Origin of the sequence: Streptomyces endocoffeicus, from assembly GCF_016741935.1 — a bacterium.
Taxonomy (GTDB): domain Bacteria; phylum Actinomycetota; class Actinomycetes; order Streptomycetales; family Streptomycetaceae; genus Streptomyces; species Streptomyces endocoffeicus.
Window position 1 is genome coordinate 90,004 of the sequence record NZ_JAERRG010000029.1, and the last position, 26,284, is coordinate 116,287.

General features: G+C 71.7%; 22 protein-coding genes and 1 pseudogene. 11 read left to right on the forward strand and 12 right to left on the reverse strand.

Annotation, left to right across the window (positions count from 1 at the left end):
- Positions 1-31: 31 nt before the first annotated feature.
- A complete protein-coding gene (locus tag JK364_RS43855) occupies positions 32-406 on the reverse strand; it encodes a hypothetical protein (protein WP_201857036.1) in 375 nt (124 codons plus the stop codon).
- A gap of 127 nt (positions 407-533) precedes the next feature.
- On the opposite strand from JK364_RS43855, the gene JK364_RS56060 reads away from it, so the two are divergent.
- From JK364_RS56060 to JK364_RS43865, 3 genes are all read left to right on the forward strand, one after another.
- Positions 534-788: a Scr1 family TA system antitoxin-like transcriptional regulator gene (locus JK364_RS56060; RefSeq protein WP_230993411.1), complete on the forward strand. Its 255-nt coding sequence runs from the start codon at positions 534-536 to the stop codon at positions 786-788.
- Positions 789-803: 15 nt separating this feature from the next.
- On the forward strand, positions 804-1,007 hold the full coding sequence (locus JK364_RS43860; RefSeq protein WP_201857037.1) for a DUF397 domain-containing protein: 204 nt from the start codon (positions 804-806) through the stop codon (positions 1,005-1,007).
- Between the two features lie 612 nt (positions 1,008-1,619).
- Entirely contained in the window at positions 1,620-2,510 is an 891-nt protein-coding gene (locus JK364_RS43865) for a proline iminopeptidase-family hydrolase (RefSeq protein WP_230993424.1), read from the forward strand.
- Positions 2,511-2,529: 19 nt separating this feature from the next.
- Here the strand turns inward: JK364_RS43865 and JK364_RS43870 are convergent, their stop codons facing one another.
- Complete coding sequence (locus JK364_RS43870) at positions 2,530-3,492, reverse strand: helix-turn-helix transcriptional regulator (protein ID WP_201857039.1); 963 nt, start codon at positions 3,490-3,492, stop codon at positions 2,530-2,532.
- Positions 3,493-3,590: 98 nt separating this feature from the next.
- Between JK364_RS43870 and JK364_RS43875 the strand changes: the two genes are divergently transcribed.
- Positions 3,591-4,136 carry a DinB family protein gene (locus JK364_RS43875; RefSeq protein WP_201857040.1) on the forward strand — a complete coding sequence of 182 codons (546 nt, stop codon included), beginning with the start codon at positions 3,591-3,593 and terminating at the stop codon, positions 4,134-4,136.
- A 22-nt stretch (positions 4,137-4,158) separates the two neighbouring features.
- On the opposite strand, the gene JK364_RS43880 is transcribed toward JK364_RS43875, so the two are convergent.
- The gene (locus tag JK364_RS43880) at positions 4,159-4,863 is read right to left on the reverse strand and encodes an N-acyl homoserine lactonase family protein (protein ID WP_201857041.1); all 705 of its coding nucleotides are present in this window, start codon (positions 4,861-4,863) and stop codon (positions 4,159-4,161) included.
- 24 nt (positions 4,864-4,887) lie between these two features.
- Here JK364_RS43880 and JK364_RS57755 point away from each other — a divergent pair.
- Positions 4,888-5,076, forward strand: a pseudogene (locus JK364_RS57755) (IS630 family transposase); the annotation flags it as partial.
- Positions 5,077-5,112: 36 nt separating this feature from the next.
- Here the strand turns inward: JK364_RS57755 and JK364_RS43885 are convergent.
- The 8 genes from JK364_RS43885 to JK364_RS43920 all read right to left on the reverse strand — a co-directional run bounded on the left by JK364_RS43885 (position 5,113) and on the right by JK364_RS43920 (position 13,676).
- The gene (locus JK364_RS43885; protein ID WP_201857042.1) at positions 5,113-5,490 is read right to left on the reverse strand and encodes a nuclear transport factor 2 family protein; all 378 of its coding nucleotides are present in this window, start codon (positions 5,488-5,490) and stop codon (positions 5,113-5,115) included.
- Between the two features lie 82 nt (positions 5,491-5,572).
- Complete coding sequence (locus JK364_RS43890) at positions 5,573-6,499, reverse strand: aminoglycoside phosphotransferase family protein (RefSeq protein ID WP_201857043.1); 927 nt, start codon at positions 6,497-6,499, stop codon at positions 5,573-5,575.
- Complete coding sequence (locus JK364_RS43895; RefSeq protein ID WP_201857044.1) at positions 6,499-7,176, reverse strand: helix-turn-helix transcriptional regulator; 678 nt, start codon at positions 7,174-7,176, stop codon at positions 6,499-6,501. The genes JK364_RS43890 and JK364_RS43895 overlap by 1 nt, the downstream gene beginning before the upstream one ends.
- Positions 7,173-8,378 carry a threonine synthase gene (locus tag JK364_RS43900; protein WP_307841569.1) on the reverse strand — a complete coding sequence of 402 codons (1,206 nt, stop codon included), beginning with the start codon at positions 8,376-8,378 and terminating at the stop codon, positions 7,173-7,175. The genes JK364_RS43895 and JK364_RS43900 overlap by 4 nt, the downstream gene beginning before the upstream one ends.
- 85 nt (positions 8,379-8,463) lie before the next feature.
- Positions 8,464-9,417, reverse strand: coding sequence for an HAD family hydrolase (locus JK364_RS43905; protein WP_201857045.1), 954 nt, complete (start codon positions 9,415-9,417; stop codon positions 8,464-8,466).
- 141 nt (positions 9,418-9,558) lie between these two features.
- Complete coding sequence (locus JK364_RS43910; protein WP_201857046.1) at positions 9,559-10,407, reverse strand: phosphatase PAP2 family protein; 849 nt, start codon at positions 10,405-10,407, stop codon at positions 9,559-9,561.
- A 487-nt stretch (positions 10,408-10,894) separates the two neighbouring features.
- Positions 10,895-11,947, reverse strand: coding sequence for a LacI family DNA-binding transcriptional regulator (locus tag JK364_RS43915; protein ID WP_201857047.1), 1,053 nt, complete (start codon positions 11,945-11,947; stop codon positions 10,895-10,897).
- Between the two features lie 25 nt (positions 11,948-11,972).
- Entirely contained in the window at positions 11,973-13,676 is a 1,704-nt protein-coding gene (locus JK364_RS43920) for a glycoside hydrolase family 13 protein (protein ID WP_201857048.1), read from the reverse strand.
- A 263-nt stretch (positions 13,677-13,939) separates the two neighbouring features.
- Between JK364_RS43920 and JK364_RS43925 the strand changes: the two genes are divergently transcribed.
- From JK364_RS43925 to pulA, 6 genes are all read left to right on the forward strand, one after another.
- Positions 13,940-15,217, forward strand: a complete 1,278-nt coding sequence (locus JK364_RS43925) for an extracellular solute-binding protein (RefSeq protein WP_201857049.1) — start codon at positions 13,940-13,942, stop codon at positions 15,215-15,217.
- An 11-nt stretch (positions 15,218-15,228) separates the two neighbouring features.
- Positions 15,229-16,251 carry a carbohydrate ABC transporter permease gene (locus JK364_RS43930; protein ID WP_201857050.1) on the forward strand — a complete coding sequence of 341 codons (1,023 nt, stop codon included), beginning with the start codon at positions 15,229-15,231 and terminating at the stop codon, positions 16,249-16,251.
- 2 nt (positions 16,252-16,253) lie between these two features.
- Complete coding sequence (locus tag JK364_RS43935) at positions 16,254-17,084, forward strand: sugar ABC transporter permease (RefSeq protein WP_037959686.1); 831 nt, start codon at positions 16,254-16,256, stop codon at positions 17,082-17,084.
- A gap of 212 nt (positions 17,085-17,296) precedes the next feature.
- Positions 17,297-18,289, forward strand: coding sequence for a LacI family DNA-binding transcriptional regulator (locus JK364_RS43940; RefSeq protein WP_201857063.1), 993 nt, complete (start codon positions 17,297-17,299; stop codon positions 18,287-18,289).
- 787 nt (positions 18,290-19,076) lie between these two features.
- A complete protein-coding gene (locus JK364_RS43945; protein ID WP_201857051.1) occupies positions 19,077-20,465 on the forward strand; it encodes an alpha-amylase in 1,389 nt (462 codons plus the stop codon).
- Positions 20,466-20,781: 316 nt separating this feature from the next.
- Positions 20,782-23,439 (forward strand): pullulanase-type alpha-1,6-glucosidase, encoded by a 2,658-nt coding sequence (gene pulA / locus JK364_RS43950; protein WP_201857052.1) that lies wholly within the window; start codon positions 20,782-20,784, stop codon positions 23,437-23,439.
- A gap of 691 nt (positions 23,440-24,130) precedes the next feature.
- On the opposite strand, the gene JK364_RS43955 is transcribed toward pulA, so the two are convergent.
- The gene (locus tag JK364_RS43955) at positions 24,131-26,071 is read right to left on the reverse strand and encodes a hypothetical protein (RefSeq protein WP_201857053.1); all 1,941 of its coding nucleotides are present in this window, start codon (positions 26,069-26,071) and stop codon (positions 24,131-24,133) included.
- Positions 26,072-26,284 lie beyond the last annotated feature (213 nt).

Consider the following 26,284-nt stretch of genomic DNA (forward strand, 5'->3'; position numbering starts at 1 on the left):
ACGTGAAGGGGTCATGGCCATTCCGTAGGCGTCAGCGGCTGCTCGCGGCGGGCGGGTGGTCGAACCGCACGCCGATGGTGACACGCCCCTTGCCGTCCACCCGGGCGACCGCATGCCCGGTCCGGTCGCTCCCGTCCAGATCCAGCGAAATCGGCCCGCCCTCACCACTGAAATTGCGCCACCACAGCTTGCGTTCGGGCATCGCAACGGTGATCGTGACGCCGTCGGCGGCGCGCCGATACGCGACCGGCGTACTGAAGGTGCGCCCCGACCGCCGCCCCGTGTACGTGACGACCGTGAGCCGCCCGCTCACCAGCCGCCCCCACCGCGGAGAGGCGCGCAGCCCGACCATCCAGGCATTGAACCGGCCGGTGACCCGCTTCGGAAGCGGCCCTTTGTACCGCACACCATCCTCCAGGCGCCGTAGGGACAGGGGAGTTGTGGCGTCACGGTAGCTCCGCGGATGGCGCGCATCCGTCCCGCGGCCCCGAAGTGAGAGAGACGAGCCCGAACTCTCTCGTATACGTCGGCGCTTGAGCGACTCGACCGCTCATGAACTGGCCCCTACGTGCCCGGGGTGCTCCGTCCCGGAACTGAGCACGGTCTATGTCGAGCATCCGGTCTCCTCCGCCTTTCTCGGAGACCGTGAGCATCTGACCCAGTACAACTCGGCCTTCGAGCACCTCAGTGCGGTGGCTCTCCCGCCCATTGCCCTCCAGGGCGAACGCAAGTGCTATACCGAGAGGGATTCACTCCAGCTCATCCAGCACTTGCTGTACACCTTGTGAAGGGGAGCCCTGGGCATGTCCTGTTGGCGCAAGTCGAGTTTCAGCAGTGGTCAAGTCAGCGCGGAGTGCGTCGAGGTCTCGGCACCGTCTGCCGACCTCATACTCATCCGCGAAAGCGATGCCCCGGCGGCCGTCATTGCCACGGAGCCAGCCCCGTGGGCTGCCTTCATCCGAGGGCTCAAGCGGGGCGATTTCGACCATCTGCCGGGGAGCGTGTGACCGTCGTGGCCGCTTGCTGGTGCTGGGGCCGGTTGTGCTGTGCGGGTTTCGTCTCGCGCCTTCGGCGCCATTGAGCATGGGGCCGGTGGGATGGGGCGCGGGCCTCGCCGCCAGCCGACGGGCCGGTGGTGGTGGGCCCGGTGGCGGCTCCTGCGGTCCTGGGCTGAAGCCCGGCCGGACTGACGGCCCCTCCGGGTACCCCTCCCGAAATCGCTTGATCTGAAGCAACTAATTTGTCAAACGTTTTCCAGGGGGTACCCCCGGCGGTCCGGCATCGGCACAAGCCCCTGAGGACGGGAGCCGCCACCGGACCTGCCACCCACGGCCCGCCGCCCGGCGACGCCGCCCGCGCCCCCCACCTCCGGCCCCATGCTCAAAGGCGCCGAAGGCGCGAGACGAGACCGTCAGTCGCCCGACGGCTCCCAGACCGCGCAGTCGTGAGCGAAGAGCACACGGCGTGAGTCGAAGTCGACGAGGCCGGGGGCATTTTCGACGGGAATCCCTCTGCCTGAGGCAGTCGAGCAAGTCAAGCCTTACTTTTGCGGTTCCACATCCCTATATTGAGGATCGGGTCAAGGAATACGCGTAATACGTGTGCGAGGCGGGACGAGCATGAGGGAAGGGAAAGTCTCCGTACCCGGAGGCGAGGTCTGGTACCGCAGGACGGGGGGTGGTGGCGTGCCTCTGCTTCTTGTGCACGGAGGGCCCGGCTACCCGAGCGACCCGCTGTTCGAGGCATTCGAGCCACTCGCGGACGAACGCGAGGTGATTTGGTACGACCAGCTCGGCGTCGGGCGTTCGGATCCGATCGACGACGTCTCATTGCTTACCGTGGACCGGTTTCTCGATGAACTCGGCGCGGTCAGCGAAGGTCTTGGCCTGGAAAGACCTCATGTCTACGGACATTCCTGGGGAGCCATGCTCGGCCTTCAGTATGCCGCGGAGCGGAATCCGGGCTGGACCAGTCTGATCTGCGCAAACGGACTGGCCAGTGTGAACCGCTTCGAGGCGGAGGTCCGGGATCTCATGAGGGCGCTCCCGGGCGACGTACTGGACCGCACCTACGGCCGTGAACTGAGGGGCGAGACGAACGACCCCGACTACTGGGCCGCCCAGGGGGAATACGTCCGCGCCTGCGTGCTGCGCACCTCCATGATGCGACTCGATCCGGAACTCATGAGCATGCCGACCTTCCGGACGATGATCGGGCACGCGGACTACCACATCACCGGCACGCTCAAGGGCTGGGACATATTTGGCGAACTCGACCGGATTCGCGTTCCCACACTCGTGCTCGGCGGGGAATTCGACGAATGCGTTCCCGCACACCTCGCCGATATCGCCGACCGCATACCGGACGCCGAACACGTGACACAGCCCGGGGCGGCTCATATGGGATATCTGGAGGAACCACCTCTGCGCCGTGCCTACGTCGGATTGGTCCGGGATTACATGGCGCGCGTTGAAGCACGGACGCAGCACAGTCCGCCGGAAACCGCCTAACGACGGTCCGGTTGAACTGTCAGCCCCGTCCCGCCCGGTCGAACCGGGCCGCCCAGTCGCGGAGTTGGTCGACCAGTTCGACCGGTTCGAGCACGCGGAACTCGGCGCCGAGAGCGCCCAGGGCCAGGGCCGGCCAGTCCAGGGAGTCGGTGGTCATGCGGATCCGGCAGTGTTCGGCGTCCACCTCCTCGACCGTGCTCCACCGCCCGATCCGTTCCCGTACGGTCGCGGCCGGGGCGTACACCAGGGCCGCCACCCGGTACGGGCCGGGCAGGCTGCCGATCCCGGCGCGGACGAACTCGGCGGCGTCGGCGGCGGGCAGGGTACGCGGGCGGAACGGAGCGCCGGTGCCCTCCGGCGCGGTGAGCCGGTCGACCCGGAAGGTGCGCCAGTCGTGCCGGGTGAGGTCGTACGCGACCAGATACCAGCGGCGCTCGAGGCAGACCAGCCGGTGCGGCTCCACCTGCCGGTCGGTGCGGCGGCCGTCGGCGGCGGTATAGCCGAAGCGCAGCTGTTCGCTGTCCCGGCAGGCCAGTGCGAGTGTGGTGAGCACGCCCGGGTCGACGCCCGCCCGGGCCGGGCTGCCCCAGCCGGCGGGTACGGTCATCGCGCGCAGCGCCTCGACCCGGCGACGCAGCCGGGTGGGCATCACTTGCACCACCTTGGCCAGCACCCGGACCGAGGACTCGGCGATGCCCTCCACCGCGCCCTCGGCCGCGGTGTGCAACCCGACGGCCAGGGCGACCGCCTCATCGTCGTCGATCACCAGTGGTGGCAGCACGGCGCCCGCGGCGAGCTGGTAGCCGCCGTCGACGCCGCGCTGCGCCTCCACCGGGTAGCCGAGCTCGCGCAGCCGGTCGACGTCCCGGCGCAGAGTGCGGACCGAGACCCCGAGCCGGTCGGCCAGTTCGGTGCCTGGCCAGTAGCGATGGGTCTGCAGGAGGGACAGCAGTCGCAGTGTCCGGGTGCTGGTGTTCGCCATGTCTCCGATTCTCCCGGGATTGAGGACAGAAACTGTCCGCTGTGGCTCCTACTGTGGTTCTTGACCGAGGAACACGGGACCAACCGAAGGCGGAGATCATGACCGAGACCCCGAGCCCGAGCGAGTCGGCGACCCTCACCGGCGAGCGCGCCGACCTGCTGCGGACGTTGAGCAAGCACCGGGACTTCCTGCGCTTCACCACTCGCGATCTCACCGACGAGCAGGCCGGGCTGCGCACCACCGTCAGCGCGCTGTGCCTGGGCGGTCTGGTCAAGCATGTCGCCGAGGTGGAGCGGGTCTGGGTGGAGTTCATCCTGGACGGCCCGTCGGTCATGCCCGACTTCACCGCCATGACCGAGGCCGACTTCGCCAAGCGGGCTGACGAGTTCCGGCTGCTGCCCGGCGAGACGCTGGCCGGCGTACTGGCTGAGTACGCGGCGGTGGCCCAGCGGACCGACGAGCTGATCGCCGCCCTGCCCGACCTGGACGCGACCCAGCCGCTGCCGGAGGCACCGTGGTTCGAGTCCGGCGTGCGCTGGTCGGCCCGTCAGGTGCTGCTGCAGGTCATCGCCGAGACCGCGCAGCACGCCGGGCACGCCGACATCATTCGCGAGTCCCTGGACGGCGCCAAGACCATGGGATGAACGGGAAGTTGAGACGAGACCGTCAGCCGTCCGACGGCTCCCAGACCGCGCAGTCGTGGGCGAAGAGGACGCGGCGGGGGCCGAAGTCGAGGAGGCGGTCCAGCCAGGGGCGGTACGGGGGAAGGGGCTGCGCCACGCCATCGAGGGCGGCCCTGCGGGCCAGGTGATCCGAGGTGAACTCGGAGGCGAAGTCATGCGCCTGACCGGCGAGGATCACCGTGCCGTCGGACTGGCGGACGGCCAATGACTGATGGCCGTCGGTGTGGCCGGGGGTGGGGAGGATATGGACGCCCGGCCAGATCTCGCTCTCCCCGTCGAGTTCCTCGTACGTGGCGCCGGGGAAGTCCAGCAGCTCGTCGAACGTATAGCCGCCCCCGCGCGCGGTGGCCAGCTCCACGTCCTGGACCAGGATCGGCGCACCGGCCAGCAGGGGGTTGCCGCCGCAGTGGTCGAAGTGGAGGTGGCAGTTGACGACGAGGGAGACGTCCGCGAGGGCGGTCCCGGCCGCCGCCAGCGCTTCCGGCAGGGCGCGGCGGCGCGGGCGGTAGTGCGCCTCGGTCTCGGGGTCGGCGGCGCCGATGCCGGTGTCGAAGAGGATCAGCCCACGGTCGTGCCGCACCAGATAGGCGAGCACCGGTTCGACCCGTGGCTCCGGCCCGCCCGCTTCTGAGGCGGGGCGGACGAAGTATCCGAGGTCGAGGCGGCGCACGGAGATGTCGTTGGCCATCCCGCCATGGTGGCGCGGTGCGCGCCATGCACCCGCTGGTCGATCCGCAAACTCGCCGCCTACCTGCGGGAAGTGCACGGACGTGTCATCCGCATCGGCCGTGAAGCCTTACGGTGCCTGCTCCGGCGCCGTGGCGTCACCTTCCAGCGCACCAAGACATGGAAGGAATCACCCGACCCTCATCGCGACGCCAAGCTCGACCGGATCGAGCAGGCAAGTTCAGGAGAAGGGCAGCGGCAGAAGGATGACTCAGGAGGCGGACGGCTCGATCTCCCCCGCGAAGACGATGATCTGGTCGATGAGGCTCCGCCGCAGATGGACGACGTCCGTTCCCGCCAGGCGGGGGCCTCCATCCGGCGTGGTGAAGACCCACTGGTACCGGGCCCACTCGTCAGGCATGTCCACCGCCGAGCAGCGCACCATCGTGCCGGTCCCCGCCGGGTGGCGCCGGATGTCCAGTACGAACCGCTCGACCGCCGCGATTCCTTCGCTGCGACCCAACGGCCCCCAGAAGACCACGTCTGAGGTCAGGGCCTGGGAGAGCAGGGCAGTCACATAGTTGTCGTCCGAGGCGTTGAACGCGGAGATGAACGTGTCGATCGCGGAGCGTGCAATCTCTTCCTGCATGCCCTCAGTAATACCAGCCATTGCGCGTGCGCTCGTCCCGCGAGCCGCCTTCCGATCACGGTGGACCATCCCGGTCACAGCACTAGCGATGGGCCAGCAGAGCCGTGGCGATGGTGACCTGGGCCGGTTCCAGCGCGGTCTTGCCGTCTTCGATGTCCCAGAGGGCGTTCTGCAGGACGCGGCCGAGGGTCCAGCCGGTGGCCCGCCGCCGGTCCAGATCGAGGGCGTCGGTCAGCAGGTCGAAGCGGTGGAGTACCGCGCGGGTGGGGTCACCGGTGGCCACGACCTCGTCCCAGCGGTTGTCCAGCGCCGGGAGGAGTTCGAAGCCGGGGTCGCCGGTGAGCGGTTCGGGGTCGATGGCCAGCCAGGGCTCGCGTTCACCGGCGAGGATGTTGTCGTAGTGGAGATCCCAGTGCAGCAGCCGGTCTCCGGGTTCGTCGAGGAGTTCGGCCACGGCGGAGGCGCAGACGCGGACCAGGCGCTGTTCGGCCGGGTCGCGCAGGGCCGGTACGGCGTCGGGCGCCTGCTCGAGCATGGCGGCGGCGATGTCGGACAGCCGGCGCAGGCCGCCGGGGGCGGGTACCGAGGTGAGCCGGGCCAGCAGGTCGGCCAGGACGCGCATCGCGGCGGTGTCGTCGGGCAGTGAGGAGAGCGGACGGGACGCGTCCAGGCGCTCCAGCAGCATGGTGCCCGTGTCCGGGTCGTGGTCGAGCAGGAGCACCACGCCGTTGCCGTTCCAGGTCCGCAGGCCCAGCGGGGCGCCCTCGGTCTCCTCCCTGACCTGCTGGAGCTTCAGGACCGAGGGAGTTCCGTCCGCGCCGGTCACCGGGAGGACGAGCGAGGCCATGCCATGGGCGGCGGCACCGGCCGGGCGCAGGTCCCAGCGGTCGAGGAAGTCCGCGGCCAGCCGGGGCAGCTCGGCGAGCCAGGCGCGTCCGGTGGCGTCGTGCTCGCCGAACGACGCGGCGAAGGCCTCGGGGACGTCGATGCGCCGGATCGGTGGGGTCATCAGGGGTGGTCTCCGGCGTCGGGCGAGCGCAGGTAGTTGTAGACCGTGGCGCGGGAGACCCCCAGCAGTTCGGTGACCACCTGGACGGAGTGCTTCACCTGGAGGTAGCCGCTGGTCTTGAGGGTGCGGACGAGTTCCTTCTTGGCGGGGGTGCCCAGGCTGCGCGGGGTCTGGCCGCGGGCGGCGGCGAATTCCTCGATGACGGTGCGCAGCTCCGCGGCGGTGCGGGCGCGGAGGGTTTCGGTGAGCGGCTGCTCCTGCTCATCGGTCCGGACGAGGTTGGTGAGGCTGCGGGCGACGCTCGCGAAGAGGGAGACGTCCAGGTTGAGGCAGATGGCGGCGACGTACTGGCCCGCGCTGTTCTTGATGCCGATCGAGGTGCTCTTCGCCGGGCGGCCGTCCGGGAAGCGGTTGGCGTAGTTCTGGACGATGTCGGGGAAGCCGGGGTCCCGCATCCGGGCCAGGCCCAGCTCGGTGGCGGGCTGGCCCACCTCGCGGCCGGAGAGATTGCTCTCGATGGCGCGGATGGACTGGTCGGGGTTGCGCAGATCGTGGAGGACCACCTCGCACAGCCCGGGGAACATCCGGCCGAGGGCGACCACGATCTTCTCGGCCTCGCGGAGCAGCAGCTCGTCCTCGGGGGTTCCCGTTGTCTCCTGACGCCTCTCCTCGGTCATCGCTCATCGCCCTCCGGCGCGGAGGGCGCGAAGGGCGCGAAGGGCGTGAAGGGCGTGAAGGGCGCGAAGAGCTCCGTCATCGTCGGCGTCGCCTTCAGGCCCGACCCGGTCAGCAGCACCACCGTGGTCTCACCGGGGCGGATCGCGCCCCGGGCCCGGAAGACCTCGATCGCGGCGGCGGCCGTCGCGCTGGTGGGCTCCGCGTAGAGCCCCATCGCGGCCAGCCGGCGGACCGCCGAGGCGATCGCGTCCTCCGGGATGGCCGCCATGTCGCCGTCCGAGCGGCGGATGGCGCGCAGCACCTCGGGGAAGCGGACGGGCTCGCGGATGGCCGTGCCCTCGGCGATGGTCGGGGCGTGGAGAGACGGCACCGGGGCCTCGGCGCCCGCGCGGAACGCGGCGTGCAGCGGGGCGCAGTGGGCGGGCTGGGCCACCAGCAGCCGGGGGCGGCGGGCGATCTGGCCCGCGGCGAGCAGCTCGGAGAAGCCGAGGTCGCAGCCGAGTACGGTGCTGCCCGCGCCCGCCACGGTCACCACGGCGTCCGGTGCGGTGAAGCCCAGGTCCTCCCACAGCTCGTACGCCAGGGTCTTGGTGCCCTGGAGGAAGAAGGGGTGCCAGTTGTGGCTGGCGTAGTACGTATGGGCCGACTGGCGCAGCGCCTCCGCGGCGGTGGCGTCCCGGTCGCCCGGCACCAGCTGGACCTCGGCGCCGTAGGCCCGGCTCTGGAGGATCTTCGCGGGGGAGGTGGTGGCGGGGGCGAGGATCCGGGCCCGGATGCCGGCGGCGGCGCAGTACGCGGAGACGGAGGCCCCGCCGTTGCCGGAGCTGTCCTCGATGACCTCGCGTACGCCGCGCTGGGCGAGGAGCGAGATCATCACGCTGGTGCCGCGGTCCTTGAAGCTGCCGGTGGGGCTGAACCACTCCAGCTTGAAGAGGATCCGATCCTCCCCCCAGCTCTTCTCGACCAGCGGGGTGCACCCTTCTCCCAGTGACACCGGGGCATGGATGCGCACCGGGAGGGCCGCTCGGTAGCGCCACAGTGACCGGGCCCCGGTGTCCACCTGCTCGGGGGTGATGCCGGGCAGTGCGGAGACGGTGAGGGGAGCCCCGTCATCGCCGCACCAGCGAGGGTCGTCGATCGGGTATGTGGCGCCGGAGCGCTCGTCGACGTAGTGGGGTTCGGATCGTGGTTCAGCTCGCACCTTGGATATTTTGTCTAGCTGTGTATATCCAGTCAAGGGAGTGAGGGGCTGGTCGAGCCCACCGCGAGTGCCGTGCGAGGGCCGCTCAAGGGTGGGCGAACAGCCGTTCCAGCACCACTGCGACCCCGTCGTCCTCGTTCGCCGGTGCCACCTCGTCGGCCATCGCCTTCAGATCCGGATGGGCGTTGCCCATCGCGACCCCGTATCCGGCCCAGCACAGCAGCGGGATGTCATTGGGCATATCGCCGAACGCGATCGTCTCGGCGGGGGTGAATCCCATGCGATCGGCGGCCAGTTGGAGCCCCACCGACTTGTCCGTCCCGGCGGGAAGCACCTCGATCATGCCCTTCTCGGAGTGGGTCACCGCCACCTCGCCCGCGCCCACCCGCTCCGCGGCCGCCGCCACCAGCCCGTCCGCCACCGTCCGATGGCGCATCAGCACCTTCTCGATCGGCGCCGCCCACAGCTCCTCCCGCTCGGCCAGCCCCCACTCCGGGTGGGTCCGGTCGGTGAAGCCGGCGGTGACGACGAAGCGGTTCTCGGGCGCCGCGGTCACCACGGCGAGCTCCAGCGGTCCCGCACCCAGCGCCTCCTCGGTGCGCTCCACCACCGACCGGGCCAGCTCCCGGTCCAGCGACGCCGAGACCAGCAGCCGGTCCGCGGAGGCGTCGTACAGCTGCGCGCCCTGCCCGCACACCGCGAGCCCCCGGTAGCCGATCGCCACCAGGAACTCCCGGCAGGATGCGGCCGGGCGCCCGGTGACAACCAGGTGCCGCGCCCCGGCGGCCCGGACCATGGCCAGCGCCTCACGGTTGCGCGGCGAGACCGTCAGATCCCCGCGCAACAGGGTGCCGTCGAGGTCGGTGGCCACCAGCGGGAAGCGGGGCCGCCCGGCGGTACGGGGCCGGGGGAGCAGCGCGCCCGGAGCGGGCGGGGCCCCGGCCGGGGATCCGGAGGCGGATACGGACGTGGATACGGACGTGGGTACGGACGTGGATGCGGAAGAAGCGGCAGCGGCAGCGGCGTCGGCGGTGTGCACGGTGGCCGGTGGTCCCTTTCGTCACGCTCATCGTGCTCATTCCGCGTCGATCAGCGCGACACATGGAGCCCCTGAACCATGTCGGCATGTGAACTCATGCCGACCTTGCGGAACAGAGAATGGCGGCTCCGCCGGGGACGATCAAGCCGTGCAGATCACGGCCACCTGCTTCGGCAGCCGGTACGGCAGCGAGCCGTACCACGCGCTCGACAGCGCGAAGCCGAAGGAGAGACAGATGACCCCGCCGACCGCGTCCATCCAGAAGTGGTTGGCGGTGGCGACGATCACCAGCAGCGTGGCCGAGGGGTAGAGCAGCCCCAGCGCCTTCACCCACACCGGGCGGGCCAGCGTCGCGATGGTCAGCCCGCACCACAGCGACCAGCCGATGTGCATCGAGGGCATCGCCGCGTACTGGTTCGACATATCGGCGAGGTTGCCCGAGGCCATCGAGCCCCAGGTGTTGTGCACCACCACGGTGTCGATGAAGTGGCCGCCGTTCATCAGCCGGGGCGGGGCCAGCGGGAAGAAGTAGTAGCCGAGCAGGGCTACACCCGTGGTCGCGAAGAGTGCCAGCCGGGTGGCGGCGTAACGGCCCGGATGCCAGTGGTAGAGCCACACCAGCACGCTGAGCGTCACGATGAAGTGGAGCGTGGCGTAGTAGTAGTTCATGCCCACGATCAGCCAGCTGACCGAGTCGATCGCATGGTTGACGCCCCGCTCGAAGGCCATTCCGAACCGGTGCTCCCACTCCCAGACCCAGCTCGCGTTGCGCAGCGCCTCCGGCCGCTGCTCCGGGACGGCGTTGCGGATCAGCGAATAGGTCCAGTAACTGACGGCGATGAGGACGATCTCGAACCAGAGCCGGGGCCTTCTGGGGGTACGCAACCGGTCCATCAGGGTGAGGCCCGGTGCCCGTTCCGCGTCGGTGTCCGCGATGGGTGCCGGGGTGGCTGTTCGGCCTGCCGTGGTCCTGATCGTCGCTCCACCCATAGGGCAACAGTCTGCCAGACGACGTCCACCCGCAGATCATCCACGGCATCGGGTCTTCGTTGCTTATGTCCTGGTCCGGGGGGTCATCAAAGGGGCGTATGCCCTATACGTCCACCGGGTGCCGGGCCACTGGACGGAGACCCCGGGCAGGGCCTTCGGACGGGGCCGCCGGACAGGGTCTGCGGGGTGCCCGGCGCATCTTTCCCCTCCCCGCCCCTTCCCGAAACTGGTGCTCCGCCCCAGACCCCGACTTGGGGCTCCGCCCCTGGACCCCGGGGGCCGGGACCCCTTGTCCCCTGGACCCGGGGGGTCTGGGGCGAAGCCCCGCCTTCCAGCCCCTCCAGGGGGCACCTCCCAGCGGTAGCTGGGGGAGATTGAGGAGCGGGGTCTGGGGCGGAGCCCCAGTTGTGGGAAGGGGCGGGTAGGGGAACAGCCCGCCGCAGGCGCCACGGTCCCCGGACGGAGCCTCAGCCGCCCTCGGACACTCCTAGGCCGCGCCCCCGGCCGCCCGGCCCCGCGCCTCCACGCCGTGGGCCGACGCCGTGGAGCCGCGCACCACCAGTTCGGGCAGGAAGACGAACTCGCTGGGCGGGGCCGGGGTGCCGCCGATCTCCTCCAGCAGCGCCCGCACCGCCGCCTGCCCCATCGACTGCACCGGTTTACGGATCGTGGTCAGCGGCGGATCGGTGAAGGCGATCAGCGGGGAGTCGTCGAAGCCGACCACCGAGACGTTCTGAGGGACCGCCAGACCTTGCTGCCGGGCCGCCCGGATGGCACCCAGCGCCATCATGTCGCTCGCGCACACCACCGCCGTACAGCCCCGCTCGATCAGCGCGGTCGCCGCCGCCTGGCCGCCCTCCAGGGTGTACAGCGAATGCTGGATCAGCTCCTCGGACTCGGCCGGGGAGAGCCCCAGCCGGTCCCGCATCGCCTGCTGAAAGCCTTCGATCTTGCGCAGTACGGGTACGAATCGCTTCGGCCCGAGCGCGAGACCGATCCGGGTGTGCCCGAGCGAGACCAGATGGGTGACCGCCAGCCCCATCGCCGCCCGGTCGTCCGGGGAGATGAACGGCGCCCGCACCTTCGGCGAGAAGCCGTCCACCAGCACGAACGGCACACCCTGGCCGCGCAGCTGGTCATAGCGCTGCATATCGGCCGAGGTGTCCGCGTGCAGCCCGGAGACGAAGATGATCCCGGCCACCCCCCGGTCCACCAGCATCTCGGTCAGCTCGTCCTCCGTCGAGCCGCCGGGGGTCTGGGTGGCCAGCACCGGGGTGTAGCCCTGCCGGGTGAGCGCCTGCCCGATGACCTGGGCGAGCGCGGGGAAGATCGGGTTCTCCAGCTCGGGCGTGATCAGTCCCACCAGTCCGGCGCTGCGCTGCCGCAGCCGCACCGGCCGCTCATAGCCGAGGACGTCCAGAGCGGCGAGGACGGACTCGCGGGTGGCCGCCGCCACCCCCGGCCTGCCATTGAGGACGCGGCTGACGGTGGCTTCGCTGACCCCCGCCTGGGCTGCGATGTCAGCAAGCCGTGCGGTCATGGAGTGGGACTGTACCGGTCGCATGTCAGATTGCCCACCACGCGCATGAATCAGGCGGAATGCACACGGTTCCGGCCTGGTACGCCAGCGGCGCCGACGACAGCAGCGCACGCCCCGGAACCGGCAGTTCGACCTCCTCCCCGAGCGTGTTGAGCGTGCACACCAGGCCGGGCCGGGACAGCGCGAGCACCCCGGCCGGGGCGTCCAGCCAGCTCATCGGGCCGTCCCCGAGCCCCGGCAGCTCACGGCGCAGCGCGAGCGCGTCCCGGTACAGCTCCAGCGTGGAGCCGGGGTCGCCGGTCTGCGCCTCGACGGACAGCTGGGCCCAGTCCTCCGGCTGGGGCAGCCAGCTGCCGCCGGGGCCGAAGCCGTAGGAGCCACCGGAGCGGGTCCAGGGCAGGGGCACCCGGCAGCCGTCGCGGAAGCCGTCCTGACCGTTCTGGCCCTCCTGCCCGTCGGCGGAGGTGCGGAAGAAGGCCGGGTCCTGGCGCAGCTCGTCCGGCAGCTCGGTCACCTCGGGAAGGCCCAGCTCCTCGCCCTGGTAGAGATAGGCCGAGCCGGGCAGCGCCAGGATGAGCAGGGCCGCGGCACGGGCGCGGGCGAGCCCCCGCTCCTCCGCGGCACGGGTGCGGGCGAGCCCCCGCGCCGGGCCGCCACCGGCCCCGTCGGCGTAGCGGGTGGTGTGCCGGACCACGTCGTGGTTGGAGAGCACCCAGGTGGTGGGGGCGCCGACGGAGCCGGTCGCGGCCAGCGACTCGTCGATCACCTCGCGCATCGCGGCCGCGTCCCACGGGCACTTCAGGAACTGGAAGTTGAACGCCTGGTGCAGCTCGTCCGGGCGTACGTAGAGGGCCAGCCGCTCGGCGGTGGGCGCCCATGCCTCGGCGACGCCGATCCGGTCACCGGGGTAGGAGTCCAGCAGCCGCCGCCAGGAGCGGTGGATCTCGTGCACCCCGTCCTGGTCGAAGAACGGCAGCACCTGGGAGCCGATCAGCTTGGCCTGTTCGGTGTGGCCGATGTCGGGCAGTCCGGCGGCCTTGATCATGCCGTGCGCGACATCGATACGGAAGCCGTCCACGCCCAGATCCAGCCAGAAGCGCAGCACCGAGTCGAACTCCGCGCGGACCTCGGGGGAGTCCCAGTTGAGGTCGGGCTGCTGGGGGGCGAACAGGTGCAGGTACCACTCGCCGGGGGCGCCGTCCGGATCGGTGGTACGGGTCCAGGCGGGGCCGCCGAAGACCGACTCCCAGTCGTTCGGCGGCAGTTCGCCGTGGGCGCCGCGACCGGGGCGGAAGTGGTAGCGGGCGCGGGCCGCGCCGCCGGGCCGGTCGGCGAGCGCCTCGCGGAACCACGGGTGCCGGTCCGAGCTGTGGTTCGGGACGACGTCCACGATCACCTTCAGCCCCAGCTCATGGGCGGTGCGCACCAGGTCGTCGGCGTCGCCGAGGGTGCCGAAGAGCGGGTCCACGGCGCGGTAGTCCGCCACGTCGTAGCCGCCGTCGGCCTGCGGGGAGGCGTAGAAGGGGGTCAGCCAGACGGCGTCCACACCCAGCCCGGCGAGGTGCGGCAGCCGCTCCCGCGCCCCGCGCAGATCGCCGATCCCGTCGCCGTCGCTGTCGGCGAAGGAGCGTACGTACACCTGGTAGATGACGGCGTCGCGCCACCATCCGTGGCCTTCGGACGGTCGCGCCGGCTCGGTGGCAAGGGAGGTCGTGAGCTCCTGGGTCATGGCGCGAACGTAACAGCTCTGCAATGCCTTGCGGAAGAGCTTGCAGGGCGCGCTGGTGCCCTTCGGGGGTGCTCCGGTCGTGCTGTGAACGTATGTCAAGCGCCGGAACGGGCGCGGAGCGGCTACCGGGGGGATACGTGGACGTAACGATGCCGGGCGCCTTGCAGAAATTTGCCGCAAGGTCTTTCGGCGGGCTTGCGGCCCTGTTACGTTCCTCCGCAACTTGGGGCCGCGAGGGAGCGGCCGGCTTTGGAGGAGTTCAGATGCGACGTGGCATAGCGGCCACCGCACTCGTCGCGGCCATGGCGCTCGCGGCGACGGCATGCGGCGGTGACGACGGCGGCAGCGGCGACAAGAAGTCCGGCGGCAAGCTCTCCGGCACCGTGACGTACTGGGACACGTCCAACGACGCGGAGAAGGGCACGTACAAGGAGCTCGCCCTGGGCTTCGAGAAGAAGCACCCCGACGTCAAGGTCAACTACGTCAATGTGCCCTTCGGCGACGCACTGGCCAAGTTCAAGAACGCCGCCGGCTCCGGCGGCTCCGGCGCGCCCGATGTACTGCGCACCGAGGTGGCCTGGACCCAGGACCTGGCCAACATCGGCTATCTCGCCCCGCTGGACGGCACCCCCGCCCTCGCCGACCAGTCCGACTATCTGCCCAAGGCGCTGGCGGGCGCCAAGTTCAAGGGCAAGACCTACGCCGTACCGCAGGTCATCGACACCCTCGGCCTCTTCTACAACAAGAAGATGCTGAAGGACGCCGGGGTCCAGCCGCCCAAGGACTGGACCGAGCTCAAGGCCGCCGCCAAGAAGATCAAGGAGAAGACCGGCAAGACCGGCCTCTATCTGCGCGGCGACGACGCCTACTGGTACCTGCCCTTCATCTACGGCGAGGGCGGCGACCTCCTCGACACCGGCGCCAAGAAGGTCACCATCGACGACGAGCCCGGCATCAAGGCGTTCGCGGCCGCCCGCGACCTGGTCACCTCCAAGGCGGCGGAGACCGACGCCACCGACGGCTGGGACAACATGCAGAACGCCATCAAGAACGGCGACGTCGCGATGACGATCAACGGGCCGTGGGCGATCGAGGACACCCTGGCGGGCAAGGCGTTCAAGGACAAGTCCAACCTCGGGGTGGTCCCGGTCCCGGCCGGCAGCAAGGCCCAGGGCGCCCCGCAGGGCGGCCAGAACCTCACCGTCTACGCCGGATCGAAGAACCTGGACGCCTCCTACGCCTTCGCGCAGTACATGAGCTCGGCCGAGGTGCAGGCCAAGACCACCGAGAAGCTCTCCCTGCTGCCCACCCGCACCTCCGTCTACTCCAACAAGACGGTCGCCGCGAACCCCAATGTGAAGTTCTTCAAGGCCGCCGTCGACAAGGCCGTCGAGCGCCCCTGGATCCCCGAGGGCAACAGCCTCTTCCAGGCGATCCTGGTGCAGTTCCCGGGCGTCCTCACCGGCAAGACCTCACCCGAGAAGGCCGCCGACGCGGTCGGTGACGCGTACCGCAAGCTCCTCAAGGGCGACTGGAAGTAGGGCCGGCGACGATGGCTGTCGACACCAGCCCGCCGCTGGACCCGGCCGCGGGCGCGAAGGGCGCCCGCGGCCGGGGCGGCCGGGCTCACAAGGCGGGCACCCCACCGCCGCGCCGGATCCGCGCCGCGCTCGCCCGCCACTGGTACGCCTGGGCCATGGTCGCGCCCGTCGTGCTCGTCATCGGGCTGATCATCGGCTATCCGCTGGTCCGCGGCGTCTATCTGTCACTGACCGACGCCAACGAGGCCAATGTCGAGCGCACCATCGGGATCAACCACATCCCCGCCACCTACCGGACGGTCGGCCTCGACAACTTCCGGGCGATCCTCAAGGACCCGGTCTTCTGGGACCGGCTGAGCTGGACCGTCACCTGGACCGTCAGCTGTGTGGCGCTCACCTTCGCGATCGGCCTGGGCCTCGCCGTGCTGCTCAACCGGCGGTTCGCCGGGCGAACCCTCTACCGGTCGCTGCTGATCCTGCCCTGGGCCGTCCCCGCCTTCGTCTCCGTCTTCGCCTGGCGGCTGCTCTACAACGAGAAGAACGGCATCCTCAACAAGGTGCTGCACGGCGGCGGGATCGACGCGGTGCCCTGGCTGAACGACCCCACCATGGCCAAGGTCTCGGTGATCGCCGTGAACATCTGGCTCGGGGTGCCGTTCATGCTGGTCGCGCTGCTCGGCGGGCTGCAGTCCATCCCCGGTGAGCTCTACGAGGCCGCCGAGATGGACGGGGCGAGCCCCTGGCAGCGGTTCCGCCACATCACCCTGCCCGGACTGCGCTCGGTCAGCTCCACCGTGATCCTGCTGTCGACCATCTGGACGTTCAACATGTTCCCGGTGATCTTCCTGCTGACCCGCGGCGGCCCCGGCGACTCCACCGAGATCCTGGTGACGTACGCCTACCGGCTCTCCTTCGTCAACAGCCCGCGCGACTTCGCCGGTGCCTCGGCCTGGGGTGTGCTGATCCTGCTCATCCTCATGCTCTTCGCGGTGATCTACCGCCGTTCGCTCCGCAAGCAGGGAGAGGTGTGGTAGCCATGCGCGACCAACGACGCGGCCCGCTCGCCTCCGTCGGGCTGCACACCACGCTCGTCATCGCCTCCGCGGTCGCGGTCTTCCCGCCGCTGTGGCTGGTGGTGACCTCGTTCAAGCCCAAGAGCGAGGCGTTCAGCACCGATGTGGTGAAGGACCCGACGCTGCGGAACTACCAACACGTCCTGGGCGACACCGAGTTCCTCACCTGGTTCGGCAACTCGCTCTTCATCGTGGTCATCACCACGCTCCTGGGCGTCTTCGTCGCGGCCACCACCGGCTACGCCGTCAGCCGCTTCCGGTTCCCCGGGATGCGCCCGCTGATGTGGCTGCTGCTGATCACCCAGATGTTCCCGGTGGCCATCCTCATCGTGCCGCTGTACAACATCATGTCGACGCTGGGCTGGCTCAACCAGCCGATCTCGCTCATCGTCACCTACCTCACCGTGGCCGTGCCGTTCTGCGCCTGGATGATGAAGGGCTTCTTCGACACCATCCCGGTGGAGATCGACGAATCGGGCCGGGTCGACGGGCTCAACCCCTTCGGGACCTTCTGGCGACTGGTCGTCCCGCTGGCCAAGCCGGGGCTCGCGGTGACCGCGTTCTACACCTTCATCACCGCCTGGGCCGAGGTGGCCTACGCCTCCGCCTTCATGACGGGGGAGGAGAACCTCACGCTCGCGGCGGGGCTCCAGACCTTCGTCAACCAGTACACCTCCGACTGGGGCTCCATGACGGCCGCCGCCGTCATGATCGCCATCCCGGCGGCGCTGGTGTTCTCCTGGGCCCAGCGCCATCTGGTGGCGGGGCTCACGGCCGGGGCGACCAAGTCGTGACGAGTCCGTTGGCGGCGGGGCCGCCGGCGCCGCCGGCGGCGGCGAGCGTGCGGGAGGGGGGCCGGTCGGCGGTGGGTCCGCCGGGGGTGGGCTCATTGGGGGCGGGTCCATCGGCGGCGGGTCCGCAGGGGGTGGGTCCGCCGAGGGCGGGCTCATCCGCGGCGGGTCCATCCGCGGCGGGTCCCTCGGGGGCGCCGCCGCGGCTCGCCGATATCGCCGCCCAGGCCAAGGTCAGCGAGGCCACCGTCAGCCGGGTGCTCAACGGCAAGGCGGGCGTGGCGGCCACCACCCGGCAACGGGTGCTCGCCGCCCTCGACGTCCTCGGCTACGAACGGCCGGTGCGGCTGCGGCGGCGCAGCGCCGGACTGGTCGGCCTGGTCATCCCGGAGCTGACCAACCCGGTCTTCCCCGCCTTCGCCCAGATCATCGAGCAGGTGCTGGCCGGTCATGGCTACACCCCCATCCTGTGCACCCAGATGCCCGGCGGCGCCACCGAGGACGAACTGGTGGAGCAATTGCAGGAGCGCGATGTGGCGGGCATCGTCTTCATGTCCGGACTGCACGCCGACACCACGGCCGACCCCGCCCGCTATGCCCGGCTGGCCGGGCGCAAGGTGCCGTTCGTGCTGATCAACGGCTACCACGAGCACATCCAGGCCACGTTCGTCTCGCCCGACGACCGGGCGGCCGCGCGGATGGCCGTCCGCCACCTGGCCGCGCTCGGCCACCACCGGATCGGCCTCGCGGTGGGGCCCGCCCGCTACGTCCCCGCGCTGCGCAAGTTCGAGGGGTTTCTCACGGCGAGCGCGGAGCTGCTGGGCCGATCGGCGGACGAGGCACGGGAGTTGGTGCGGCATACGCTCTTCAGCGTCGAGGGCGGGCAGGTGGCCGCGGCCACGCTGCTGGACCAGGGCTGTACGGGCATCGTGTGCGGCAGCGATCTGATGGCGCTCGGGGTGATCCGGGAGGCGGCCCGGCGCGGGCTGCGGGTGCCGCACGATGTGTCGGTGGTCGGCTTCGACGACTCCCCGCTGATCGCCTTCACCGATCCGCCGCTGACCACGGTCCGCCAGCCGGTGCAGTCGATGGCGACGGCGGCGGTGGGGGCACTGCTGGAGGAGATGGCCGGAAACCCGGTCCAGCACACGGAGTTCGTCTTCCAGCCGGACCTCGTGGTTCGTGGCTCGACGGCCAGGCTGCGCTAGGGGGTGTCCGGCGGCTCGTGACGCCTGCGGCGGGCTGTTCCCCTACCCGCCCCTTCCCTCAACTGGGGCTCCGCCCCAGCCCCCGTCCGGTGAACCGACCGCGGCGACGGCCGGCCCGTCGACCCCGCTGGGGCCCAGGGGAGCGAACCCGGGGCTCCGCCCCGGACCCCGGCCGGTCGGCCCGGACGCGCGCGGGCGTCCGCCTGGTCATTCGCCACGCCGACCGTGATCGGCCCGCCAGCCGCAGGTGCTCACGCCCTCGCCGCTTGCCGCGAACAGCGCCCGTCACGCGGACGCCCGTGGCCCCCTGCTCACCGGCCGGCCGCTCGATGACCGTGTCGCAGGTGGCGTGGTCCGCGCCTTGGCCGGTGGGCTGATCTCGGCGACGGCCGGCTGTCGGCCCTGGGGTCCAGGGGCGGAGCCCCTGCCACGCGGCGGAGCCGCATATCGGTGCTGCGGGAAGGGGCGGGGAGGGGGAAGTATCGATATGCGGCTCCGCCGCGTGGCCCGCACGCCGAACACCCCGTGGCAAACCCGATCCGACCGGCCGGGCGCGTGGGGCCCGTTGACCGGACCCCCGGCCGGCCGGACCGGAGAACGTGGTTGAACGTAACACCGCCGCAATTGCTTGCGAAAGGTCTTGCAACAACAAAAACTCGCGAGTACGGTCCCGTCACCACCCCACCACTGACGTCTTGCAGCAAGAACCTTCAACTGGCCTTACGGGCACGGCGCGTTGCCGTACGAGGCTGAATCGGCACCCCCGAACTCCCCCCACGGAGGAACGATGGCCAGCAGCCGCATCCCCCTCGCCACCGCGCTCGCCCTCGCGGCGAGCGCGGTGACGCTCGTCGCACTGCCCCAGACCGCGCGGGCGACACCGCCCGGCACCAAGGACGTCACCGCCGAACTCTTCGAGTGGAAGTACGACTCCGTCGCCAAGGAGTGCACCAGCACCCTCGGCCCGGCCGGGTACGGCTTCGTCGAGGTGTCCCCGGCCACCGAGCACATCCAGGGCGGCCAGTGGTGGACCTCCTATCAGCCCGTCAGCTACAAGATCGCCGGACGGCTCGGCGACCGCACCGCCTTCAAGAACATGGTCGACACCTGCCACGCCGCGGGCGTGAAGGTCGTGGCCGACGCCGTCATCAACCACATGTCCGCCGGATCCGGGACCGGCACCGGCGGCTCCTCGTACACCAAGTACGACTACCCCGGGATCTATCAGCCCCAGGACATGGACGACTGCACCGCGCAGATCAGCAACTACCAGGACCGCTGGAACGTACAGCACTGCGAGCTGGTGGGCCTCGCCGACCTGGACACCGGTGAGGAGTACGTCCGCACCCGGCTCGCGCAGTACCTCAACGACCTGCTCTCGCTCGGCGTCGACGGCTTCCGCGTCGACGGCGCCAAGCACATCCCGACCGACGATCTGGCCGCCATCAAGGGCAAGTTGAGCGACCCCGGCGTCTACTGGAAGCAGGAGGTCATCTACGGCGAGGGCGAGGCGGTCTCCCCGACGGAGTATCTGCGCAACGGCGATGTGCAGGAGTTCCGCTACGGCCGTGACCTCAAGCGGGTGTTCCAGAGCGAGAAGCTCGCGTATCTGAAGAACTTCGGCGAGGGCTGGAGCTATATGGCGAGCGGCCAGTCCGGTGTCTTCGTCGACAACTGGGACACCGAGCGCAACGGCTCGACCCTCACCTACAAGAACGGCGCCGACTACACCCTGGCCAACGTCTTCATGCTGGCCTGGCCCTACGGTTCCCCGGACGTCCACTCCGGCTACGAGTTCAGCGACAACGACGCGGGCCCGCCGAACGGCGGTGCGGTGGGCGCCTGTTACCAGGACGGCTGGAAGTGCCAGCACAAATGGCCCGAGATCATGAGCATGGTCGCCTTCCGCAACACGGCCCGGGGCGCCTCGGTGACCAACTGGTGGGACAACGGCAACAACGCCATCGCGTTCGGCCGCGGCGACAAGGCGTACGTGGCCATCAACCACGAGAGCGGCTCCCTCACCCGGACCTTCCAGACCTCGCTCCCGGCGGGCGGCTACTGCGACGTCCAGAGCGGCAAGTCCGTCACGGTCGACTCCTCGGGCCAGTTCACCGCAACGCTGGGCGCGAATACGGCGGTGGCCCTGCACGCCGGTGCCCGTAGCTGCGGGTAGGCCGCCGCCTTCACCGGCGGGCCCGGAGGCAAGCGGCTCCGCCCCTGCCCCGGGCCCGGGGTTCCGGCTGGGCCCGGGGTTCCCGCCCTGCCCCGGGCCCGGGGTTCCGGCTTGGGCCGGGGGTTCCGGCCCTGCCCCGGGCCCCGGGTTCCGCCTTGGGCTCCGCCCCCGCCAGGGCATCGCACCGGGCGCCCTCCCTGCCTCGGGCGCCGCCCCGAAGTGGAACCCCGCTCCCCGGGCCGGCCGGGGCTGCCCCGCCCGGGGGCGTGGGCGCAGAGCCCGCATCCACACCACACCTCAAGGAGCCACCAGCCCCGTGAAACCCCCGAGAGCCCCCCTCTTCCGCAGCGCCGCCGCGCTCGTCACCCTGGCGCTGGGCGCGGCGGCCGTGCCCGCCGTTTCGCAGACCGCCCGGGCCACGGCAGCGACCGCTGCCACCGCCGAGGCGCAGTGGATCGACCGCGCCACCGTCGTCTGGAGGGTCGAGCACACCGCCGCGACCGCCGAGGAGTTGCGCTTCGCGGACGGCGGCACGCTGCGGCTGGCCCCGGCCGCCCTGACCGACGCGCAGAAGGCCGCCTATCCGCATCTGGCCGACCGCCCCGCGTATCGGCTCGATCCGCGCGACCGCGGCAAGGCCGCGACCGCGCTGCGCGGCCCGCTCACCGCCGTCCAGCGCGCGGCCGACGACCGCGACCACGTACTGCACCGCACCGGGGTGCAGATCCCCGGCGTGCTGGACGACCTCTACGCCGACCGGGCGCGCCGGGCCCGCCTCGGCCCGGTCTTCCACGGTGGCCGCCCCACCCTCTCCGTCTGGGCGCCGACCGCCCAAAACGTGTCGCTCGACCTCGACGGGCGCACCGTCGCCATGCGCCGGGACCCCGGCAGCGGAGTGTGGAGCGTGGCCGGGAGCCCCGACTGGCGGGACAAGCCGTACCGCTACCGGGTCCGGGTCTGGGCGCCGAGCGTCGGGAAGACCGTCACCAACCAGGTCACCGACCCCTATTCCACCGCCCTGACCGCCGACTCGGCCCGCAGCCTGGTCACCGATCTGGCCGATCCCCGGCTCGCCCCCGCCGGCTGGGCATCGCTGAAGAAGCCCAGGGCCGTTCCGCTGCGCGACGCCCACATCCAGGAGCTGCAGATCCGCGACTTCTCCATCGCGGACCGCACCAGCGCCCACCCCGGCCAGTACCTCGCCTTCACCGACCGCGGCTCGGACGGGATGCGGCACCTCACACGGCTGGCCCGGTCCGGCACCTCGTACGTTCACCTCCTGCCCGCGTTCGACTTCGGCACCGTCCCGGAGCGGCGGTCCGACCAGGCCCGGCCCGGCTGCGATCTGGCCGCCCTGCCCGCCGACTCCGACCAGCAGCAGAAGTGCGTGGCCGGGACCGCCGGCAGGGACGGCTACAACTGGGGCTACGACCCGCTGCACTACACCGTGCCGGAGGGGTCTTACGCGAGCGACCCGTACGGTCCGGCCCGCACCCGCGAGTTCCGGCGGATGGTGCGGGGGCTGGCCCACGCTGGGCTGCGCACCGTCATGGACGTCGTCTACAACCACACCGTGGCCGCGGGGCAGGACGGCAAGTCGGTGCTCGACCGCATCGTGCCCGGCTACTACCAGCGGCTGCTGGACGACGGCGGCGTGGCCACCTCCACCTGCTGCCCCGGCACCGCGCCCGAGCACGCGATGATGGGCAAGCTGGTGGTGGACTCGATCGTCACCTGGGCCAGGCAGTACAAGGTCGACGGCTTCCGCTTCGACCTCATGGGCCACCACCCCAAGGCCAACATCCTGGCCGTACGCAAGGCCCTCGACGCCCTGACCCCCGCCAAGGACGGGGTGGACGGCAAGTCGATCATCCTTTACGGCGAGGGCTGGAACTTCGGCGAGGCGGCCGACGACGCCCGCTTCGTCCAGGCCACCCAGCGCAACATGGCCGGTACCGGCATCGCCACCTTCAGCGACCGGGCGCGGGACGCGGTGCGCGGCGGCGGGCCGTTCGACGAGGACCCCCGCGTCCAGGGCTTCGCCTCCGGGCTCTTCACCGACCCCAACGGCTCACCGGCCAACGGCGGCCGGGACGAGCAGCGGGCCCGGCTGCTGCACGCCCAGGACCTGATCAAGGTCGGGCTCTCCGGCAACCTCGCCGACTACACCTTCACCGACACCGGCGGACGCCGGGTCAAGGGCTCCGAGGTCGACTACAACGGCTCCCCGGCCGGTTACGCCGCCGCCCCCGGCGACGCGCTCGCCTACGCCGACGCCCATGACAACGAGACCCTCTACGACGCGCTCGCCTACAAACTCCCCGCCACCACCTCGGCCGCCGACCGGGCCAGGGCGCAGGTGGTGGCCCTGGCCACCGCCACCCTCTCCCAGGGGCCAGCGCTCAGCCAGGCGGGCACCGATCTGCTGCGCTCGAAGTCACTGGACCGCAACTCCTTCGACAGCGGGGACTGGTTCAACGCCATCCATTGGGATTGCGCGTCCGGCAACGGCTTCGGTCGGGGGCTGCCCCCGGCGGCGGACAACGAGTCCAAGTGGCCGTACGCCAAACCTCTGTTGACCAACCCCGCGGTACGCCCCGGCTGCCCCGAGATCACGGGTGCCTCGGCGGCCTACCGGGATCTGCTGCGGATCCGCACCACCGAGAAGGCGTTCAGCCAGAGCACGGCGGAGGGGGTGCGGCGGGCGCTGTCCTTCCCGCTGTCCGGGACCGGGGAGACGCCGGGCGTCATCACCATGCGGCTCGGCCGGCTCGTCGTGGTCTTCAACGCCACCCCGACCCGGCAGTCGCAGACCGTCCCCGCCCTGGCCGGGACCCCGTACGCCCTCCACCCGGTCCAGGCGCACGGCGCCGACGCCACGGTGAGGACGTCCGGCTACGAGCGCACGACCGGCACCTTCACCGCCCCCGGCCGCACGGTCGCCGTCTTCGCGGCGGGGGCCGCCGGGCGCTGATGACGCCTGCGGCGGGCTGTTCCCCTACCCGCCCCTTCCCCCAACTGGGGCTCCGCCCCAGACCCCGGGCCGGGCGACCCGGATGTGCGCGGGCGTCCGCCCGGTCATCCGCCGCGCCGCCGTGCCGACCGCGATCCCCCCGCCGCTGCGGGTGCTTGTCGCCCCCGGGGTCCAGGGGCGGAGCCCTTGGTATCGGGAAGGGGCGGGGAGGGGAAAAAACCCACCGGACGCCCCCTGGCGCAGGAGCCCAGCCGGTCGCCGTTCGCCGGCCGGGCCCTCGGGCCGGCGCGGGGCTGTGTCGATGTGCGGCTCCGCCGCGTGGGCGCGACCGGCCACGACGGCGTCGCGGGCGATCGACGGCAGGTCGGGGCACTCCCAGCGGAGCGTCAGCGCAGGGGGCCCAGCCGGTCGCCGTTCGCCGGCCGGGCCCTCGGGCCGGCGCGGGGCTGTGCCGATGTGCGGCTCCGCCGTGTGGACGTGACCGGCCACGATGGCGTCGCGGGCGATCGACGGCAGGTCGGGGCACTCCCAGCGGAGCGTCAGCGCAGGGGGCCCAGCCGGTCGCCGTTCGCCGGCCGGGCCCTCGGGCCGGCGCGGGGCTGTGTCGATGTGCGGCTCCGCCGTGTGGACGTGACCGGCCACGATGGCGTCGCGGGCGATCGACGGCAGGTCGGGGCATCCCCGCGGAGCGTCAGCCCAGCGGGGCCAGTCGGTCGCCGTTTGCCAGGCGGGCCTTGAGGTCGGCGCGGGCGCCTGCCTTCGCGGGGAGGGTCAGCCCGCGGCCGTAGGAGCGGCCCCGGACGCCGCCGGTGGCGACGATCCCGGTCACCTGGCGGCTTCCGGCGGCCAGCAGATACCAGTGGCCGGACCGCGCCTTCCACAGCACCCCCGCCAGCACCCGCGGCTCGCGCGGGCCGCAGGCGGGGGAGTTGTCGGCGCCGGCCGCGACCGCCCCCGCCCGGCCCCGGCGGGTGTCCCACGGCTGGAACTGGGCCAGGACCTTGCTGCCCGTGCCCCGCCAGGTGTCGGCGCGGGTGCACAGCCAGGCCGCGTGGCCGCCCGCCTCCGGCAGGGCCTGGGCGGCGAACCGCCAGGCGTTGACCGAGCGCACCCCGCGCGCCCGCATCATCGCCAGCCGGCACCCGGTCCTGGCCCAGCTCGTCCGGGCCGCCCGTCCCGCCACATCGCGGGCCCCGGCGCCCGGGGCGCCGTAGGTGAGCCGGGCGGGGGCCAGTTCGCCGAGGTCGGCCACGAGCCGCGAGCCGAACTGGAGCGCGGGCCAGCCACGGCAGGGGCGCAGCCGCGGAACGGTGCGTACCGGGTCGGTCACTCCGTCCACGGTGCGGCGCAGCGGGCGCGGCGCCCCGGCCGGGTGCAGCAGGTCCCGCACCCAGGCGTGGCGCACCCAAGGGGCCGTCAGATAGCGGACGTTGCCGTCGGTGCGGCTGAGGACCAGCGCGGTCGAGGTGCCCGCGTCGGCGGCGTCCAGCCGGGCGAAGTCCAGCGCGACCGCGCGGCCCTCGACCGCCTCCGCGTACCGCGCCACCCGCAGCCCGTCGTACAGCAGCACCACCGTGGCCTGGTCCACCTCGCCCGCGAACAGCAGCTGTGGCGGCCCCGACGGCGGCCCGGACTGCGTGCCCATGGTGGTCGACACCCGCACCGAACCGCCCGGCCGCGCCCAGACGGCCAGCGCGCGGCGCAGCAGCGCGGTGTCCCGGACCCGGTCGCCGCGCGCGGGCCAGGAGGAGAAGTCGGCGCGGGAGACGGTGCGCCAGGCGTCGGGCGCGGCGCGGGTCAACCGGTCGGGGTCCAGGGCCCGTTCGGAGGCGGGATTGCGGGCGTACGAGGGCGCGGCGGCGCCGCTCGGCCCCCAGCCCCGCCCCGGCATCCCCAGCAGCGTCCCGCACACCACCAGCGCCACCACGGCCACCAGCGCCGCCCGCAGATGCTGACGGCGGCGCATCAGGTCGGTGGGCCGCGCCTGGAGCGAACACGGGTCGAACTCGGCGGACTCCAGCAGCGATTCGTCCCGGCTGCCCGCCGGATCCGGCACCGACTCCGCCTCGTCCACCGCGTCCCGCGCGTCGGCCACCCCGGCGGTGCGCAGCAGGGCGCGCGTCTCGTGCTCGTCGAGCTGCTCCAGCTCCAGCAGGACGTAGGCGGCGCGGCCGGGGCCGGACAGCTCCGACAGCGCCTTCTCCAGGGCGAGTTCATCGGCGCCGCCGGAGCGGGGGAACAGCCGCAGCCCGAACACCTGCGGCAGCGCCGGGGGCCGCTGCCACCAGGGCCGCTGCCGGGCGGCGCGCAGCGCCAGGCGCAGCACCCGCAGCCGCACATAGGCGTAGCCCGTGTCGGCTCCCGGGCCCTTCGTCCCGCGCTGCCAGGGCAGTTCGACATCGGGGTGCGGGTCCGGGCCGGTGCCGTAGCCCCGGTTGCGGGGCAGGGCGCGCTGGGCGAGGGCGTGTGCCGCGAGCACCCGGCGGGTGCGCCCGATGCCCGGCGGCAGGATGAGATACGCGAGCCGCACCAGCCGCGGGTAGTGCTCGACGATGGCGGCCTCGGCCTGCTCGACGTCGATCAGGCCGGTGGTTTCGTCGTCGGTGGCGACTGTCGCCTGGTGCTGGTCCACGGTTCGTGAACGAGTGGTGGGCCGGGTTGGTCACCTACGGGTGTCCGGCGGGACTCGCCGCCTGCGGCGGGCTGTTCCCCTCCCCGCCCCTTCCCGAAACTGGGGCTCCACCCCAGCCCCCGTACCGGGGCTCCGCCCCCAGCCCCCGTACCGGGGCTCCGCCCCCAGCCCCCGTACCGGGGCTCGCCCCCAGCCCCCGGACGGGGGCTTCGC